At 41.3% G+C, this 17,035-nt stretch carries 15 protein-coding genes; 5 read left to right on the plus strand and 10 right to left on the minus strand.

The annotated features are described in order from the left end of the window. Window positions 1-80 precede the first annotated feature (80 nt). Both ABLC00_RS05625 and ABLC00_RS05630 read left to right on the plus strand, forming a co-directional pair. Window positions 81-1,151, plus strand: coding sequence for an AraC family transcriptional regulator (locus ABLC00_RS05625; RefSeq protein ID WP_033846202.1), 1,071 nt, complete (start codon window positions 81-83; stop codon window positions 1,149-1,151). Window positions 1,152-1,171: 20 nt separating this feature from the next. Next, window positions 1,172-1,612, plus strand: a complete 441-nt coding sequence (locus ABLC00_RS05630) for a hypothetical protein (protein WP_033846201.1) — start codon at window positions 1,172-1,174, stop codon at window positions 1,610-1,612. A 40-nt stretch (window positions 1,613-1,652) separates the two neighbouring features. On the opposite strand, the gene ABLC00_RS05635 is transcribed toward ABLC00_RS05630, so the two are convergent. The 8 genes from ABLC00_RS05635 to ABLC00_RS05670 form a co-directional block, all read right to left on the minus strand. Further along, complete coding sequence (locus ABLC00_RS05635; RefSeq protein WP_033846200.1) at window positions 1,653-2,552, minus strand: DMT family transporter; 900 nt, start codon at window positions 2,550-2,552, stop codon at window positions 1,653-1,655. Between the two features lie 144 nt (window positions 2,553-2,696). Further along, entirely contained in the window at window positions 2,697-4,448 is a 1,752-nt protein-coding gene (locus ABLC00_RS05640; RefSeq protein ID WP_033846199.1) for a tannase/feruloyl esterase family alpha/beta hydrolase, read from the minus strand. Window positions 4,449-4,481: 33 nt separating this feature from the next. Continuing rightward, window positions 4,482-4,871: a PaaI family thioesterase gene (locus ABLC00_RS05645; RefSeq protein WP_004702855.1), complete on the minus strand. Its 390-nt coding sequence runs from the start codon at window positions 4,869-4,871 to the stop codon at window positions 4,482-4,484. A 79-nt stretch (window positions 4,872-4,950) separates the two neighbouring features. Beyond that, a complete protein-coding gene (locus ABLC00_RS05650) occupies window positions 4,951-6,201 on the minus strand; it encodes an OprD family porin (RefSeq protein ID WP_033846198.1) in 1,251 nt (416 codons plus the stop codon). Between the two features lie 81 nt (window positions 6,202-6,282). Continuing rightward, window positions 6,283-7,422: an acyl-CoA dehydrogenase family protein gene (locus ABLC00_RS05655; protein ID WP_004888089.1), complete on the minus strand. Its 1,140-nt coding sequence runs from the start codon at window positions 7,420-7,422 to the stop codon at window positions 6,283-6,285. A gap of 74 nt (window positions 7,423-7,496) precedes the next feature. Continuing rightward, window positions 7,497-9,383 (minus strand): feruloyl-CoA synthase, encoded by a 1,887-nt coding sequence (locus ABLC00_RS05660; RefSeq protein WP_170318184.1) that lies wholly within the window; start codon window positions 9,381-9,383, stop codon window positions 7,497-7,499. Window positions 9,384-9,465: 82 nt separating this feature from the next. Further along, window positions 9,466-10,917, minus strand: coding sequence for an aldehyde dehydrogenase (locus tag ABLC00_RS05665; protein ID WP_004888087.1), 1,452 nt, complete (start codon window positions 10,915-10,917; stop codon window positions 9,466-9,468). A gap of 37 nt (window positions 10,918-10,954) precedes the next feature. After that, entirely contained in the window at window positions 10,955-11,794 is an 840-nt protein-coding gene (locus ABLC00_RS05670; RefSeq protein ID WP_002040868.1) for a p-hydroxycinnamoyl CoA hydratase/lyase, read from the minus strand. A 247-nt stretch (window positions 11,795-12,041) separates the two neighbouring features. Between ABLC00_RS05670 and mhpT the strand changes: the two genes are divergently transcribed. From mhpT to ABLC00_RS05685, 3 genes are all read left to right on the plus strand, one after another. After that, the gene (gene mhpT / locus ABLC00_RS05675; RefSeq protein WP_000411717.1) at window positions 12,042-13,274 is read left to right on the plus strand and encodes a 3-(3-hydroxy-phenyl)propionate transporter MhpT; all 1,233 of its coding nucleotides are present in this window, start codon (window positions 12,042-12,044) and stop codon (window positions 13,272-13,274) included. A gap of 70 nt (window positions 13,275-13,344) precedes the next feature. After that, complete coding sequence (locus ABLC00_RS05680) at window positions 13,345-13,803, plus strand: MarR family winged helix-turn-helix transcriptional regulator (protein WP_000252463.1); 459 nt, start codon at window positions 13,345-13,347, stop codon at window positions 13,801-13,803. Between the two features lie 106 nt (window positions 13,804-13,909). Further along, entirely contained in the window at window positions 13,910-14,602 is a 693-nt protein-coding gene (locus tag ABLC00_RS05685; protein WP_080631563.1) for a GntR family transcriptional regulator, read from the plus strand. A 43-nt stretch (window positions 14,603-14,645) separates the two neighbouring features. Here ABLC00_RS05685 and ABLC00_RS05690 read toward each other — a convergent pair whose 3' ends face one another. Both ABLC00_RS05690 and ABLC00_RS05695 read right to left on the minus strand, forming a co-directional pair. Then, the gene (locus ABLC00_RS05690; RefSeq protein WP_033854453.1) at window positions 14,646-15,590 is read right to left on the minus strand and encodes a PDR/VanB family oxidoreductase; all 945 of its coding nucleotides are present in this window, start codon (window positions 15,588-15,590) and stop codon (window positions 14,646-14,648) included. A 12-nt stretch (window positions 15,591-15,602) separates the two neighbouring features. Further along, entirely contained in the window at window positions 15,603-16,679 is a 1,077-nt protein-coding gene (locus tag ABLC00_RS05695; RefSeq protein WP_033846196.1) for an aromatic ring-hydroxylating dioxygenase subunit alpha, read from the minus strand. Window positions 16,680-17,035: the final 356 nt, after the last annotated feature.

Below are 17,035 nucleotides of genomic sequence, written 5' to 3' on the forward strand. Positions count from 1 at the left end.
GTATGGTCGATGTTAAATTGAGACAACAAGAGGTAGTTTAGTGCCATTATGCACGTCACTCTAGGGATGGTGTGAGTTAAATGCCTAAAAAGCTTTATAAAAGTGCAAATGCTATTATCGAAGGAAACTATGATAATACATCCTTAGGCTCGAATACATATTTGCTGGGTTTGACCAGTTTATTTGATGAAATGGGCCTGCAAGGTCATTCAATAGTAGAAGTTCTGTCGGGCACAAATATTTTGCCAGAAGCTATAAATCAGCCTTCTTTATATATTTCTCAAGTCCAAAAAATTCAGCTATTTCAAAATATTCAAAAGCTATCAAATGATCCACTTATTGGTCTGCGCGCAGGTCAAAAGCAGCGACTGTCAGATTTTGGGGTGTATGGCTACGCACTATATTCTTCGCGTAATTTTAGACAAGCGGTAGAGCTTGGCATTCGACACATTAAGCTTGCAGGGCCTATTTTAAAGAAGTCTTTTTATATTCGAGATGACGTTGCCATTTTTGAAGGGCAGGACATTATTGCACTGGGTAAGCTTCTGCCTTTGGTGTGCGAGTTTTGGTTCAGCTCCATGCAAACTTTAATTGAACGGGTGCTTGAAGGACCATTTCAAGCGAAGAAGCTTTTGTTGCCCTATCCAGCGCCTGACTATGCGGAAGAATATGAAAAAGTTTTTCATTGTCCCGTTCAGTTTAATGCTGGAGTGATGCAATGGCACTTTGATTTAAAATGGCTCGATGTACCTTGCCCAAATGCTAACCCGATTACTGCGGACATGTGTAAGTCCTTTTGTGAGCGGATGCTAGGTGCTGCTGAACTTGAAGAGCCTGAGCTTGTGAAAACGATTCGTTTAATATTATTGGATGGAACGGGGCTTTTTCCGTCGGCTCAAGAAATGGCTGAACGCTTACATATGTCAAAACGCACTTTACACCGGCGCTTGTCAGGTTTTGATTTAACCTATCAAGAATTGTTAGATGAGACTCGGCGCCGTCTTGCTGATGAATATTTGCGAGAGACAACTTTAACTATAGATGAAATTGCTGAGAGAATTGGCTTTTCAGATACTTCTAATTTTAGAAAAGCCTATCGCCATTGGACAGGCATTTCACCAAATGAGTATCGTGAGAAATTAGTTTTATAAATAGTGATAGGTTGAATTGTATGGATGAAAAAGATGGTGATTTAAGTTTTGAAAGTTTTAAAAATATAAATAAGCCAAACTTCTTTGGTGATATTGAATATATTTACTCAATTTTTAAAATTAAAGAACTCCCCGTAGATTTACTTTTTAAGATTCTAAATTTAGTTTTTCCTGATTTCCTTATAATTGAAAATCATATTTTTTTAGCGAGTGAGTTTGATCAAGTCAAATTTGATAATTTGCGAAAGATGGAAGAGATAAATAGAACTCAATTTTGGATGAATCTCATAGAATTGACCAGCCTACATGACGAGATGACAGCGGAGCAGGCTTTATTAATCGCGCAAAAAATCGTTGATTCGTGGAATGCAAAAATTAAATATGAGGGATTAAATGCACATGGCAGAGCTAGAGTTTTTGAAGAGGTTGAATATGAGGAAATATTTATAACAATTAATTAGTTTTCAATTGTTATAAAACTAATATTAGAAGGAGTTATATCTAAACCTTAAATCGAGAAAGTAACTTTTTCTGCAAAAATGGATTGCAGAGCAAAATGGCAAATAAAATAATAAATATACCGATAATGCTAAACAGATCCGGTAATTCATGCCAAAAAACAAATCCCCATATTCCTGCAAAAATAATAGCAATGTAGTTCATTGGGCCAATTTGTCCTGCCGGGGCTAGGCTGTAGGCATAAGACATAAACAGTTGGCTAATGTTTGCTAAAAGTCCTGCGGCAATGAGCAGGGCTAGTTCATGCCAAGTGAAAATACGCCAATGCCAGAACATTGGAATAGAGGAAATTAAACTACCAAAAATACAGAAGTAAAAAACAATACGCTCAGGCGGTTCTGTACTGGTTAAAGCTCTTACAGTGACAAAGGCCATTGCTGATAAAAAGCAGGCGCCCAAGCCAATAAAAGATAATGCGTTAAATAGACCTTGGTCGGGTTTAGCGACAAATAAAACCCCAATGAGACCAATCACAGCGGCAAAAATCATCGATTTGGTAATTTTTTCTTTTAAGAAAAGCCATGCAATCAGTGGAATAAAGATAGGAGATGAATAACTAAAAACCATAGCGTTTGATAGTTTTAAGTTCGCAATCGCATAGAAAAAGCCATACATGGCGGCTAACCCAACTAGACTTCGCCACGTGTGCATCCAGAGTTTATCGGTTTTAATAAAATCTAGACCCTGTTTAAAGAGCATCGGAATAAAAATAAATAAGCCGACTGCATTTCTAAAAAACACGACGGTCGCGTTGTCTACCGTTTGCGAAGCAAAACGAATGCACACTCCCATAATGGAAAATAATAATGCCGATGCCATAAGACAAAGCAGTGCTTTTCCAAGTTGTGTAGAGGGGAGATTTGGAGCAGTCTGATTTTGCATAGAGAAATGAGTTTTTGACTTTCGGTGTTATCTTAGCAGTGATGCAGGCATTGGATGAAATATCATTTGATAATGATTCAATAGTGATACTTATTAGAATAAAAAAAGAGAGCCTAGGTCAGCTCTCTTTTAATTTTTAGGGAGCTATTTACAGCTAAAGTTTTCAGCTTTTTCGCTATCACCTTGACCGTTGTAACGAGCAATCAGTGGGTAAGGGCAAAGTGGACGAGTGCGGTCTGGCCCCCAGTTTTGTGGAAGCTCAGTATTAATTTGACCACTTGGGTTGCCTGCGCCGCGTGCAGTCGCAATAATTTTGTCAGGTGCTTGCCCATATTCCACCCAGTTAACTAAAGCAGTCAATGCATCAAATTGGTCGGTCGCAATGCCATCACGGGTATGGTTCATGCCCGGAACTCTAAAGAAACGCGCAAATTCAGGCGCTGTACCTTTCGCATCATTTTTATAGTGTTGTAACAGTTGATCGTACCAATTTTGGGTGTCATCTACAGAGAAAACGCCATCTGCTGTGCCTTGTACCACAATCATTTTTCCACCGTGATTACGAAGTTTATTTAGATTAAGTTCGTCAGGTGGCATCATGAATGACATCGAACTTTCGGTATACACATCATTGGTTGCCGAGAGTTTTGGATAGTCGGTATCGAAGTTAAAATTAAAGGCAAATTGTCTAGAGTTTTGAGTCACAGTTGGGTCTGGTGGAACCTGAAAAAGGATGCCGACAGCAACGGGGTCACGTGCTGTTCCCACCGAAGATTCGAATTTCCAGCTTGCCCAGTTGCTTCCCACTAAACCGGGGTCGAAAGGCTGGGTTGCATAGAGGGCTTGTCCAGCCGAATTTACAGGACCACGGTAAATATTGGCTAATACATCAATTTGTTCAGTGCTTAGGCAGGTGCCATCTCTTGTGCTTGAGCAAACGGGTACATCTTTGTGAATATCAAAAGCTGTACGGCAAGCCTCAACGTCTTGAACCAGTCCATCTGCAACACCGTCTAAAGCATCGCATCGATCTAAAATCGCTTTTGCTAAAACTTTACGCTCTGAAAGGGTCAGGGCGGTACTTAAGTCATTTTCATCTGTTGCGACACGACGAAGCTGTTGTGCGGTGTAGAGTTGGGCTGCAGCTGCACGAGGTAAATGAAAACCTGGTGTGCTTGCTAAAATTCCATCATATTGGTCGCCCAAACGGGTTGCGGCAATCATGGCATGACGCCCACCATTAGATGTACCGCCTGCATAGGAGCGGTCTGGCAATTTACCATAGGCGGCTTTAATTAGGTTTTTTGCCATAGGCGTGAGTTTGGTAATTGCACCATAGCCGTAGTTAATTCTAGCTTGAGGGTCTAAACCAAACATTGGATTTTGTGAAGCGTTATGTCCAGCGTCGGAGGAAATAACAGCAAAACCATCATACAGGGCATTGGTGAGTGGACCGCCGCTGCCGACCTGACCTGTTGCAGGGACTAAATTGCCATCGGTTCCGCCATTACCTTGATAGAGGAAACGGCCGTTCCAGTCTATTGGTAAGCGCATTTCAAAACCAATTTGATAGGCTTGTCCATCAACAGGGCTTACCCGTTGATCCATATAACCTTTAACCAAACAATGTGCACCAATCGGTTTGTTGGCGACAGTCAATGTGCCTGCTTCTTGAAGGGTAGCTGAGCTAATAACGGTATTGTTGTATTGAAATCCGAGTAAGTTTGAACAGCTTCCTGTCATTTTTACGCCAACAGCAGGAGACAACTGCGGTGGTTTGTTTGTAGAAGGAGCCGATGTGTCATCATTATCACTTCCACAGCCTGCCAAAGAACCAAGCATGGCAAGCACTAAAGCGGAGTGGGTCAAAATTCGTTTATTGTTGGTATAATTCATTTATTCATATCCTTATTGAATGAATGGTTGTAATTAATCTAAAACCAGAAAATTAGCTGTGCTTCGTGCGATCATTTTGTTGTTTTGCCAAGCTTCACTTTCGAGATTCAGTACAGTTTTGCCTTGTTTAATGAATCGGCATTTTGTAATGACTTCGCCCACAGCACAGGGCCTTAAAAAATCCATCGTTAAGTTGATGGTGGTGGCGGGTTTATGGTCATTGGCGAGATATGCAAAAAGTCCCATCACGTCGTCAAGCATGGCGCAGATCATGCCACCTTCAACGGTGCCGCGTGGATTGGTAAAGCTTTCTAGTGCTGTGTAGTGGATGGTGAGTTCAGTGTTTTTGTCATTCCAATGGATATTGTGTCCACCCAAATGGTGATGAATGGGCGGTAAGTGTTCTAAAGTTTTTTGATCCATAATGAAGGGTCCATGCTGAATTATTTATTTCCCGAAAATAAAAAGAGGTTCTATATGTAACAGAACCTCCTGTTTTTAATTATTTAAATTTCCATGTGTAGTCGATGTTGAGACGGGTTTCGTTTACAGGTTTGATATTGGCTGTAGAGAGCATGTTGTTGTCATAAATGGCATAGCGCGCGCGTAACCCTAAATTTTTTAACCAGCCACTTTGAAGGGTGTAACCTAAATCAAAGTCTGTTTCTCGCTCTTTTAGATTGGTTCCGCCTAAGTTGGGTGCATAGATATTGTGACCTGTGGTGTAACGGGTCATAAAACGTAAACCCGGTACATAATCTTTAAAGTCATATTCATAACGGAAGCTATAGGCCTTTTCTTTTGGGTTTAAAAATTCACCCGGCCATGTATCAATAAGGAGTCCAGTTTCACCACCAGTCAAATACGGGAAAGCGGTATCGCCGTGATGTTGGAAAGTTCCAAAAATAAACTTATGGTTTTGATGTTTGAGTTCGAAATGCGCATGGTAAAGGTCATTATCGACTAAGCCTGCTTTTGCTTGTCCGTCGTCTCGGCTGCGGTAGTAGCGTAATTGTGAACTCAGATTGGTCGTATCATTAATTTTATATTGGTGTAATGCACCGACCATAGTTTGGTTATAAAGATTATCAACATCCATGTAAAAAGCGGTGAGTTTTAGTGCAGGATTAAACTGATAGTTTCCACCTAAGTAATAAAGCCCATCAGTTTCAGCACTTTTAAATCGTCCATTTACGCCTGAAATTTTAATTTTTTCATAGTTGGTCGAATCACGATGATTCACTTTATCGAGGTAAGCTGCCTGTAAATCAAAATCTTTAATATCTTTACTGGTGAGTGAAATTCCTCGATAGGTTTGAGGAAGCAAACGAGCAGGTGAAGCCACTAAAACAGGGTTCATTGGCATTAATGTACCGATGCGTAGCTCGGTCTGGCTCATTTTAGCTTTTGCTGTGACGCCAATTTCTCCATAAGAGTCAGCAGGCTCATTGGTACGCGTGTCTCTAGGTAAGTTTCCTGTACCTGCGTATTTTGCGCTGGCATCCAGTTTAAAGCCTGCCGTTGCAAGTACATCCAGCCCAAAACCAACGGTTCCTTCGGTATAGCCTGAATTGGCTTTAAGAATAAACCCTTGTGTCCAGTCCTTGGCAGCAGGGTAAGCGGATTGTTCTTGGTAGTCGCGGTCAAAATAAAAATTTCGTGTGGTGAGTTCTACTGAACTATTATCAATAAAACTGCCAGCCCAGACCGAGCCTGAGAGCATAAGGGTAGAGTACATCCATAATTTCGACATAGCATTTCTTCCTGAAATAACATTTTTTGTTTTCAACAAGGCATAGTTGTTGTGTCTGTCTTATTCGGTTTTTAAATCGAATTATTTTCCGAGCAGTTCTCGGGCCACGATTTCCTTCATAATTTCATTGGTTCCCCCATAAATTTTTTGTACCCGCGCATCTACAAAAAAGCGTGAAATCGGGTATTCCTGCATGTAACCGTAGCCACCGAAAAGCTGAAGTAATTGGTCAATCACTTCACATTGGACATCGGTAATAAAGCATTTCAGTGCGGCAACTTGAGTCACGCTTAACTGGTGTTGTTGATACAGCGCCGCACATTGATCTACAAAGGCTTGGGCGGCTTTCGCTTTGATTTGCGCGTTTGCCAGCACAAAGCGTGTGTTTTGCATTTGACTTAAAGGTTGTCCGAAAGCTTTACGCTCCAGTACATAGTCTTTGGTCAGTTCGATGGCGCCTAAAATCGACCCCAAAGCCATCATGGAAATGCTTAAACGCTCACGCGGTAACTCTTGCATTAAATAAGCAAAGCCTTGTCCTTCTTCACCCAAACGCTGAGTTGCAGGCACACAAACATCATCAAAAAATAGTTCGGCTGTATCTTGGGCATGGAGTCCGATTTTTTGTAAAGAGCGACCTTTTTTAACGCCGTCTAATGCAGCATCCACTAAAAAAATCGAAATGCCTTTTGCTTTGGCTTGCGGATCGGTTTTTGCTACAAGAACAATCAGGTCGGCATGCAAGCCATTTGATATAAATGTTTTTGAACCATTCACACGATATTGGTCATTTTCTAAAATGGCCTGAGTGCGTATAGCCTGTAAGTCTGAACCAGCATTGGCCTCTGTCATGGCAATTGCAGTGACGACTTCACCTGTCACCATTTTGGGTAGCCAATAACGTTTTTGCTCTTCAGATCCAATATTTTGTAGATAAGGAGAGACCAGCTCATTTTGCCCACCAATGGCAACTGCCAAAGACGCAAAGCCAGCTTGAGCAGTTTCTTGAACCAGCATGAGGGAGTAATGAACAGGAGCGCCATAGCCGCCATATTCCTCAGGCACATCGACACACAAAAAACCATTTTCCCCAAGACGAAGCCATAGATCACGTGGGATGAGGCCTTCGTGTTCCCATTGTTCATAATACGGAGCAACCTGTTCTTTTAAGAACCTGCGATAGCTGTCCCGAAATAGTTCAAATTCTGTATCGTGTAGCATGTTGAACCTTTTTTTGGCAAAAGTGAGGCTAAGGCCCAAACCGAAGTTTGAGCTTCCTTTTTTATTTCAATTGCTTATTGTTTTAAGGTGGGCACCCGAATAATCAGCGGGTTATCAGTCTGCTTTTGATAAAGTTCATCAATTAAAGCAGCACGACGCTTGGTAATACTGCTTTGATTGAGGTTGCCTTTATCGGTTACTTCGCCTGCATCGAGTTGAGGTGGCTCGGTCATTAAATAAAGCATTGAGACTGTATTTGAGCTGCCAGTCGCATCTTTATTAAAGGTCGTTAAAAATTGGCGGAACCATTGCTGGACTTTAGGGTGTTGCAATATCTCTATTGCAGAATGTTCACCAAGCTTAAGGCCAGCATATTGAGCACACGCTTCTAATTTTGGAAAAATCAAAAAACCAATAGCATTCAGGTTTGAACCTGTAATGCAGACATCTTGAATCAGTAAGTTACCTTGAATGAGTACTTTATTGCGTAGTGTGCCCACATTCACAAAAGTACCCGTATTGAGTTTAAAGTCTTCGGCAATTCGTCCATCGTACATCAGTCCTTTGGTTGGATCATTGATGTCGACTAAACGAACAGCATCGCCTGTATGGAAAAAGCCTTCATCATCAAAAATAGTGCTCTGCTGGTCTGCCTTTAACCGCCAATAGCCTTTCATGACATGTTTGCCACGAACACAAAACTCAAGTTTGTCACCACATGGCACTAGCTTGATTTCGCATCCCGGAGCAGGGTAACCAATAAAGCCAGCCATCACGCGTGGACCAGTTGTGAAAGCACAAGATGGTGCAGTTTCAGTCATGCCTAAGCCGCTCATAATGCGAATTTTTTCACCGCAATGTTGCTGAGCAATTTTATCGAGTCTGTTCCAGCCCGCTTCTGAAAGCGCTGCACCTGCAAAGAATAGAATTTTAACTTTGGCAAAAAAGCGGTCTCTTAATTCTTCATCTTTTTCTAACGCTTCAGTGAGTTCTTCCCAGCCTTTTGGCACATTTAAATAAACTGTTGGAGAAATTTCTTTGAGGTTACGAATGGTTTCGTCAAATTTTCCTGCAACGGGTTTGCCATCATCAATGTAAATCGTACCGCCATTATAGAGCGCGATGCCGACATTGTGACTGCCGCCAAAGGTGTGGTGCCAAGACAGCCAGTCGAGTAGGACAGGCGGCGTTTCTTCAAACTCAGGGAAAGTTTGTAATAACATTTGCTGATTAACACACAACATTAAATGCGTGGTCGGTACAGCTTTAGGCAATTTGGTTGAACCTGATGTAAACAGAAATTTGGCAATCTGGTTTTCATCAAGGGTTTGATAAAACTCTTGTACATTTGAAACTGGCGTATCTAACAGCGACTGAAAAGACGTGCAGATCTGATCGCCTACAATACCTTTATTGGTTACCACTTCAATGTCGGATGTAATACACGCTTGAATGGCTTTGGCAAAGGCCTGACCATCGCTGGCATAAACCATACCAGGTGTTAGCACTTCAAATACATGTTTGAGTTTGCCAAAGTCTTGAGAAATCAGAGAGTAGGCAGGGGAAATAGCAGAGAAAGGCACACCCGCCAACATGGCACCCATAGAAAGTGTTAAATGTTCGAGGTCATTGCCACTTAAAATAACCAGTGGTCGTTCTTGGCTTAAATTACGGTCATGCAAAGCTTGAGCAATGTGCCATGCGCGTTGTAGAACTTCTGCATAACTTAGTTTGACCCATTCACCTTGAGCATTGCGTTTTGCTGCAAAAATATGGTCGGGTTTGGTTTGTGCAAAATGAATTAATCGATCTGTCAGTTTTTGTGGATACGGTTTTAATTGCTCTTTTGGGCTGATATAGAGCGTTTGATCTTTATAGTGATAATGAATATCGTGTTGCCCTAATTTTACGAACCGTTCGCGGTCTTGTGATTGAGTGGCATTCATTTGCATTTCTTTCACTCCATGGAAAGCGCATCACTGCGCTTTATTTTTTTGCATCATACAATTTTTATTTAATATGTCGGTATTCGCATTAGCCTGACTAAATCGGGTAATGACGTGATTGGGTTTGAATGGTAATCCAGCGTAAATCGGTAAACTCGGCAATAGATGCTTTACTACCAAATCGTCCGTATCCACTTGATTTTGTTCCGCCAAATGGCATTTGAGCTTCGTCATGTACGGTTGCGCCGTTAATATGACAAATACCCGAATCAATCTGTTTAGCCACTTCTAATGCCTGTGAAATATTCTGGCTAAACACTGCTGAAGAAAGGCCGAACTCGCTGTCATTTGCCAGTGCTACACCTTCTTCAATACTTGAAAAACGTTGAACTGTGCATACAGGGCCAAATGATTCTTCGCGGTAAAGCAGCATGTCAGGTTTAATATTGAGCACTAACGTCGGTTGCATGGTGGTGTCTTCAATATGGATACCTAAAGGTAAGTCAGCCCCTTTGTTTTGAGCATCTTCAAGCAAATGTTGAATACGGTTTGCAGCGCGGCGACTTTCTAAAACACCGAGTACATTGTCTTTTGAGGTTGGATTACCTGCCCGAATGGAACGGGTTTTCTCAATCAGTTTTTCAATAAACTGGTCGGCAATATTGTCTTGAACCAAAACACGTTCGGTCGACATACAAATTTGCCCCTGATTAAAGAATGCTCCAAAAGCGACTGCATTTACAGCTTCATTAATATCAGCCTCATTTAAAACCACAACAGGGGCTTTACCACCAAGTTCAAGCAAAACAGGTTTTAAATATTTAGCAGCAGTCTCGGCAATAATTTTGCCGACTTTGGTTGAACCGGTAAAATTAATGCGTTTCACAGCTGGATGAGACACTAAGCGCTCCACGATTTGTGGGGCATCTTCGGCGGCATGTGTAATCACATTCACGACACCTTCACCCAGTCCTGCTTCATGTAACACTTCACCAATGAGACGATGTGTTGCAGGGCAGGCTTCCGATGCTTTTAATACAACGGTGTTACCACAAGCCAAAGGCATGGCAAGCGCACGTGTTGCCAAAATCACAGGCGCATTCCAAGGTGCAATGCCAACAATGACACCGCAAGGAACCCGTACACCCATTGCAAGATTGCCCGGCACATCTGACGGAATCAGGCTTCCGTCAATTTGTGTGGTCATTGCTGCTGCTTCACGTAACATGTTGGCAGCAAGGTGAACGTTAAACCCATACCATGTTGCAGTTGAACCTGTTTCTTGCATTCCAGTTTGAATGAATTGCTCGGTTTTTTGGTCCATTAAATCGGCTGCTTTTAATAAGCGTAAACGGCGCTCGGTAGGCGAGAGTTTCGACCATACTTTAAAAGCTTGCTGCGCTGAATCGATTGCACGATCAACATCTTCGAGTGTTGCAGCAGCAGCTTTAGTTGCCACCGTTCCATCAATTGGACTAATACGCTCAAAAGTTGCCTGATTTGATGCATCAACAGATTGACCGTGAATAAGTAACTGTACATTTTGCATGGGTTGCGTCCTTACATTGCCATTAAAGAATCAAAAGTTAACCAGTACGTTTATAACTCTGTAAACCCGGTTTAATTGATTTTTCATCTAAGAATTGTTTCAAACCTTCTTGGCGACCATTCTCGGTATCTCGGTGGATACATTGATCAAGCTTGGCATATAAGTAATCTTCGTTTTGGTCCCATGTCAGTTCACGGCAACGCTTAAAGCCATTTTTAGCAGTACGAAGAACCACAGGGTTTTTCTCGAGTAAGCAATTTGCAAGTTCAGTTACTTCTGCTTTTAATTGGGCAAGCGGTACACTTTTGTTCACAAGGCCCATGGTTTCGGCTTCTTTACCGCTAAAAGTTTTACCCGTCATGATGTAATACAAAGATGCACGATGACCTACGGTATCTGCCATTGCTTTGCTTACAAGGTTGCCCGGTGGGATACCCCAGTTAATTTCAGATAAACCGAAAGTTGCTTCATCTGCTGCAATTGCTAGGTCACACGCCACTAAAGGTGAGAAACCGCCTCCGAAACACCAGCCGTTAACCATAGCAATCGTTGGTTTTGAATACATACGAAGAAGTTGCCACTGCCAGCGACATGAGTCACGACGAATACGCTCTTGGAAAATTTCTGGTTGAGTGTCGACTTCACGGAAATATTCCTTCAAATCCATACCCGCTGTCCAAGAGTCACCTGCACCGGTCAGAACCAAAACCTTGGCATTTTGATCAAGCTCTAGTGTTTCAAGCACATCAATCATTTCACGATTGAGGGTTGGGCTCATGGCATTTTTCTTTTCAGGGCGGTTTAAAGTGACCCATGCAATTCCATCTTCAACTTTAACATCTACTGTTTCCCAGCGGTTTTCATAACTCATCTTCATACTCCTTGAATGATTTTTTGCTGTTCTGGGATTTAATCTAATATCAGTTAAACTTACATTCAAGTCTTTTTTGGAAAATTTCATAAATATTTTATAATTTGTTGTATTTTAAATATTAATTATTTTAAAAATTAATTTTAAATAAAAATGTGTTGATTTTTTAATAAGTTTAACTGATATTTTTGGTGTGTTTAAAAATAATACACAAAGGGCTAAATGGAACGACTAGTCAATAAAGGACAACACAATGGAAAAAATATCAGGACAGCCTTCAAGGGCAAAAATCACATTGCTACTGTGCTTTGCCATAGCAATTTTTGAAGGCTTTGATCTTCAATCAATGGGGGTAGCCGCTCCACGAATGCGGGCTGAGTTTATGTTGGATAATGCCCAGATGGCGTGGGCATTTAGTGCTGCAATTTTGGGAACACTCCCAGGCGCAATATTAGGTGGTCGGTTTGCCGATATTGTCGGGCGTAAGAAAATTCTGATTTTTAGTATCTTACTTTTTGGAATTATGTCTTTGCTAACCGCCTATGCGGCCAATTTTAGTCTGTTACTACTCATTCGTTTTTGTACCGGCTTGGGAATGGGTGGGGCGCTACCCATGATGATTACACTTGCTTCTGAAGCTGTACCTGACCAGCACAAAGGTACTGCGGTTAGTGTGATGTATAGTGGCATTCCTTTTGGTGGCTTACTGACATCGGTGGTTGCTATGTCGTTGGCAGGCGATGCAGAGTGGCGTCATATTTTCTATATCGGGGGGATTGCGCCTATTTTATTAATACCACTAATTATGCGCTTTTTACCTGAGTCAAATGACTACCTGCAACGCAAAGTTCAAGCACAGCAAACCACGCCATTCTTTGAGGTTTTATTTGCCAAAGAGCGTCGTATGTCAACCATTCAACTTTGGATAAGTTTTTTCTGCACATTGGTGGTGTTGTACTTTTTGTTGAACTGGTTGCCGTTACTCATGGGTGCGCAGGGATTATCAAAACTACAGGCAAACTATGTACAGATGGGCTATAACGTTGGCGGAATTTTAGGTTCGGTTCTGATGGGCGTCTTGCTTGATAAATTACGCATGAGTTTTGTGATTAAGCTGATTTATCTCGGTATTTTATTTTCGCTTTGTTGTTTAGCAATTTCTCCAACCGTTGCTTTACTTGCACTTTCGGCAGTGGGTTGTGGTTTATTCATTGTGGGTGGACAATCGGCATTGTATGGTTTGGCTGCCATGTATTATCCAACCGAAATGCGTGGAACCGGAGTTGGCGCAGCGGTTGCAATCGGGCGTATTGGTTCATTTGCTGGGCCTTTAATGGCTGGTTTTTTACTTTCACTTGGACAAAGCTCGACCATTGTGATTGGTTCAAGTATTCCAGTGATTTTAATTGCAGCGATCTCTGCATTACTTCTTGTCAAAAAACCTAAACAGCCTGTACATTTAGTACAAAGCTCAGGTGCTCGCTAAGTTTTAACGAAAGTATGGGGTTAGAACCTCATACTTTCACTACAGATTTTCTTATGATGATTGAAAGGTTATGGTACGTTCGAATTTAGTTCAAAAAAAAGTAGAAGATGAGCCTAAGTTAAGTTACATGATTGCTCGTGTTGACCGAATTATTAGTAAACATTTAACAGAACATTTAAAAGAGCTTGAAATTACCTTACCGCAATTTACCGCACTTTCTGTTTTAGCTTCAAAAAGTAATTTATCTAATGCTAAGCTCGCTGAGCGTTCTTTTATAAAGCCGCAATCTGCCAATAAAATTTTGCAAGATTTACTGGTGAATGGCTGGATTGAGAAAAAACCGGATCCGACACATGGCCGCCGTATTTTAATTACCTTGACCGAAAGCGGGATTGAAAAGTTAAATAAATGCAATGAAGTGGTTTTAAAAGTCGAAGAAAAAATGCTTGAAGGCATTGATATTAACTTGGCTTATTTGATCCGTAATAATCTCGATATTATGGTCAATAATCTTAAAAATTTTAAATAAGTGTATTTGTTTAGGTTGAGATAAATTGCTAAGTACTGATTCACACAGAAAATTGATTTCATTTTGCAAATGAACTTGCTAGCATCGAAGTGACGTTTTTGATGATGTGTGGCAACGAATGTCTTCAGGACAACAAGTTTTACTAAAACTAAGAAAAATGATTATTTCAGGGGAACTTGAAGGCGGTGCCAGAATTGCCGAGATTCCTACTGCCGAGTTACTTGGCGTTTCACGCCAGCCTGTTCGTATAGCCTTTCGGTTGCTCGAACAAGAAGGTCTCCTCATTAAAAATCCAACTCGTGGTTACACGGTTCGTGAAATTTCCGGAAAACTGGTGCATGACGCACTTGAAGTGCGAGGGGTGCTGGAAGGATTGGCTGCGAAAACTTTGGCAGAACAAGGCTTAAGCGAAGAGCAGAAAAAGACGTTGCAACATTGCATTCAGGAAACTGAAAAACTGTTTAATGAAAAGGACGAGTTCGGTGATGCTGAACTAGAGCGTTATCATCATTTTAATGTCATCTTTCATGACACCATTATTGAAGGCGCGCAAAACGTTGCGCTCATCCAAGCCTTAGCGAAAAACAATCAATTGCCGATGGCTTCTGCTCAAGCCATTACTTATGACCAGAACCAAGCTTTGTCGGAATATCGCCGATTGCACTATGCACATCTGCAGCATTGTTCGATTTTCGATGCATTGGTAAATCGTCAGGCAGGGCGTGCTGAAACGTTAATGCGCGAACACAGTAGTGTGGTGATTTTAGGTGAAACCCTAAGAAATGTTCTCAGCGCTTAAAGTGAAAAGTTCCTTTATTTTTGAATAAAGGAAACTCGGGGTATTAAAGCTCAATCACAAGATGTTTAGTTTTTGCACGAGAGCAGCAGGGCGTAAACTGATCATTTAAAGCATGTTCTTCATCGGTCATAAACATATCGCGATGATCTGGAGTGCCTTCTACAACGCGGGTAATACATGTGCCGCAAATACCTTGCTCACATGAAACAGGAATATCAAAACCATTCGCAATCAATGCTTCCGTAGCAGTCTGCTCTGGTAATACTTCAATTCGGCGGCCCGTACCTTTCACTTCGATAGTAAAAGCTTCATCGTTAGACGTATCTACTTTTTGAGCGACAAAATGCTCTTGATGTAACTGTTCACTATGCCAACCCGCTTGCTCGGCCGAATTCATGACAAACTGCATAAACCCTGTAGGTCCACACACATATAAGTGTTTATCAGGTGAAGCTTGGCTCAACGGCTCTGCCATATTACATTCGGTGTCTGGTTGGTCTTGAATGTGAAAATGGACTTGGTCACCAAAGTGCTCGGTTAAATTGCCATAAAAGGCAATCATTTCATAACTACGAACAAAATAGTGTAGTTCGAAAGGAGTATTGGCCGACTTAAGCCGATACGCCATCGACAAAATAGGGGTAATACCAATACCACCCGCAAATAAAACCGCTTGTTTGGTTTGAGGGTGAATTTCAAATAAATTACGAGGTTCACCAATTTTTAAATGATCGCCTTCACGATATTCGGTGTGAATGCAACGTGAGCCACCGCGTGAATTGGCATCATGTAAAACACCAATCACATAACGATGCTTTTCACTACAGCAATTTGAAAGTGAATATTGGCGAGTGAGGCCATTTTTCAGGTGCACGTCAATATGTGCACCTGCTTCAAAACTCGGCAGCTCCGTACCATTTGCTGCAACCAATTCAAACGCACGAATAGTCGGGGTGAGCTGGTGAATTTTTTGAATAATAACGTCCATGTTCATGCTCCTTTAAATAATCCGAATATTTGGAAACTTCTGTGCGGACGTTTCAGGAGGCGTTTTATTTTCTTCGGCAAGTAGTCGGTCAATGACCTTACGGGACTGGACACCGCCTGCGTCGATATTGAGCATCAGTAATTTACGATGTGGATTGTTTAAAATGTTTTGCTGCTGTTGCTCCAGCATTTCTAAATCTTCAGTAAAGATTTTGCCTTGGCCTTCACGAATTTGATCGGTGAGTTCAGCATTATCTGGCTGGAAGTTGCGTGCCATTCCCCAGAAATACCAATGTGATGTTTCAGTTTCCGGCGTAATAAAATCGACCACGATTGAGGAAACTTTTTTGTCACTTGGTGCGTGATAACCACCATGTCCGGCATGCGCTACACCTACTTCAATGTGAACATTACTTGGCGCAAAGAAGTGGCAACGTTGCCAACGGTCAACGGGTACATCATCTGCCAAATGATTGCCGCGAAGGGCCATTTGCCAAAATGGAGGTGCAATCACATTTTCCATATAGCGTTCGGTAATGACATGGTCACCGTCAACTTTAGTCACTGGCAGGGCTTCATCAATTTCTTTTTGCCCAATACTGCTTGAGTGAACATAGGTTTCGTGGGTTAAATCCATTAGGTTGTCGATCATTAGGCGATAGTCGCACTGAATGTGAAACAGGCCTCCGCCATAGCTCCATTCGGGATGATCTGCCCATTCTAAAGTTGGCAGTTTTGCTTCATCTGCTAAAGCTTTTTCACCTGGCCATACCCAAATAAAGCCGAACTTTTCAACAACTGCATATGCTTTATTGCAAGGGAAACCATTTACACGCTGAGCTGGCATTGAAACGGTCTTTCCGTCACAGCCCATGACTAAGCCATGGTAACCACAGACAAGGTTGCCATCTTCGACATAGCCCAGTGAAAGTGGGGCACCACGATGCGGACAAAAATCTTCAACAGCTGCAACTTGGTTTTCTTTAGCACGATAAAAAACGATTTTTTCACCACAGATGGTGCGACCTAATGGTTTATCTTGGATTTCTTCTGGACGGCAAGCTACATACCATGCATTTTTAATAAACATTTGTGACGACTCCTTATCACTTATTGGATCCAATTTATAATAAATAAAAATATTGGTCAATTGATAAGCAGGATCTTTTTTTACATTACTTTCCTTGATTGTTTATATCTTTAATATTAATTCAGATTTTTTTATTTTTTAAAAGTTTTGGTCATTGAAGTTTAATTTGGATCCATATTTATTGGGTTAAAAGAGGGATAAGGAGAAATCCTTTGAGTTGTAAAATTGAAAATAGATAAATTTTTATGGATCCATATTTGTAATTTTAAATAAATTATACTTATATTTTTCAGCTATTTAATTTAATGGTTATTAAATTTTAAAAATATTGTTGATTTTTTGGATCCAAATATTCA

The sequence above is a fragment of the Acinetobacter nosocomialis genome (assembly GCF_041021905.1).
GTDB lineage: Bacteria > Pseudomonadota > Gammaproteobacteria > Pseudomonadales > Moraxellaceae > Acinetobacter > Acinetobacter nosocomialis.

Excerpts from the sequence above, each read along its gene's own strand:
- ABLC00_RS05635 (WP_033846200.1), bottom strand. The coding sequence starts at position 2,552 with ATGCAAAATCAGACTGCTCCAAATCTCCCCTCTACACAACTTGGAAAA.
- ABLC00_RS05680 (WP_000252463.1), top strand. The coding sequence starts at position 13,345 with ATGGTACGTTCGAATTTAGTTCAAAAAAAAGTAGAAGATGAGCCTAAG.
- ABLC00_RS05670 (WP_002040868.1), bottom strand. The coding sequence starts at position 11,794 with ATGAAGATGAGTTATGAAAACCGCTGGGAAACAGTAGATGTTAAAGTT.
- ABLC00_RS05645 (WP_004702855.1), bottom strand. The coding sequence starts at position 4,871 with ATGGATCAAAAAACTTTAGAACACTTACCGCCCATTCATCACCATTTG.
- ABLC00_RS05630 (WP_033846201.1), top strand. The coding sequence starts at position 1,172 with ATGGATGAAAAAGATGGTGATTTAAGTTTTGAAAGTTTTAAAAATATA.
- ABLC00_RS05690 (WP_033854453.1), bottom strand. The coding sequence starts at position 15,590 with ATGGACGTTATTATTCAAAAAATTCACCAGCTCACCCCGACTATTCGT.
- ABLC00_RS05655 (WP_004888089.1), bottom strand. The coding sequence starts at position 7,422 with ATGCTACACGATACAGAATTTGAACTATTTCGGGACAGCTATCGCAGG.
- ABLC00_RS05650 (WP_033846198.1), bottom strand. The coding sequence starts at position 6,201 with ATGTCGAAATTATGGATGTACTCTACCCTTATGCTCTCAGGCTCGGTC.
- ABLC00_RS05695 (WP_033846196.1), bottom strand. The coding sequence starts at position 16,679 with ATGTTTATTAAAAATGCATGGTATGTAGCTTGCCGTCCAGAAGAAATC.
- ABLC00_RS05640 (WP_033846199.1), bottom strand. The coding sequence starts at position 4,448 with ATGAATTATACCAACAATAAACGAATTTTGACCCACTCCGCTTTAGTG.
- ABLC00_RS05625 (WP_033846202.1), top strand. The coding sequence starts at position 81 with ATGCCTAAAAAGCTTTATAAAAGTGCAAATGCTATTATCGAAGGAAAC.
- mhpT (WP_000411717.1), top strand. The coding sequence starts at position 12,042 with ATGGAAAAAATATCAGGACAGCCTTCAAGGGCAAAAATCACATTGCTA.
- ABLC00_RS05665 (WP_004888087.1), bottom strand. The coding sequence starts at position 10,917 with ATGCAAAATGTACAGTTACTTATTCACGGTCAATCTGTTGATGCATCA.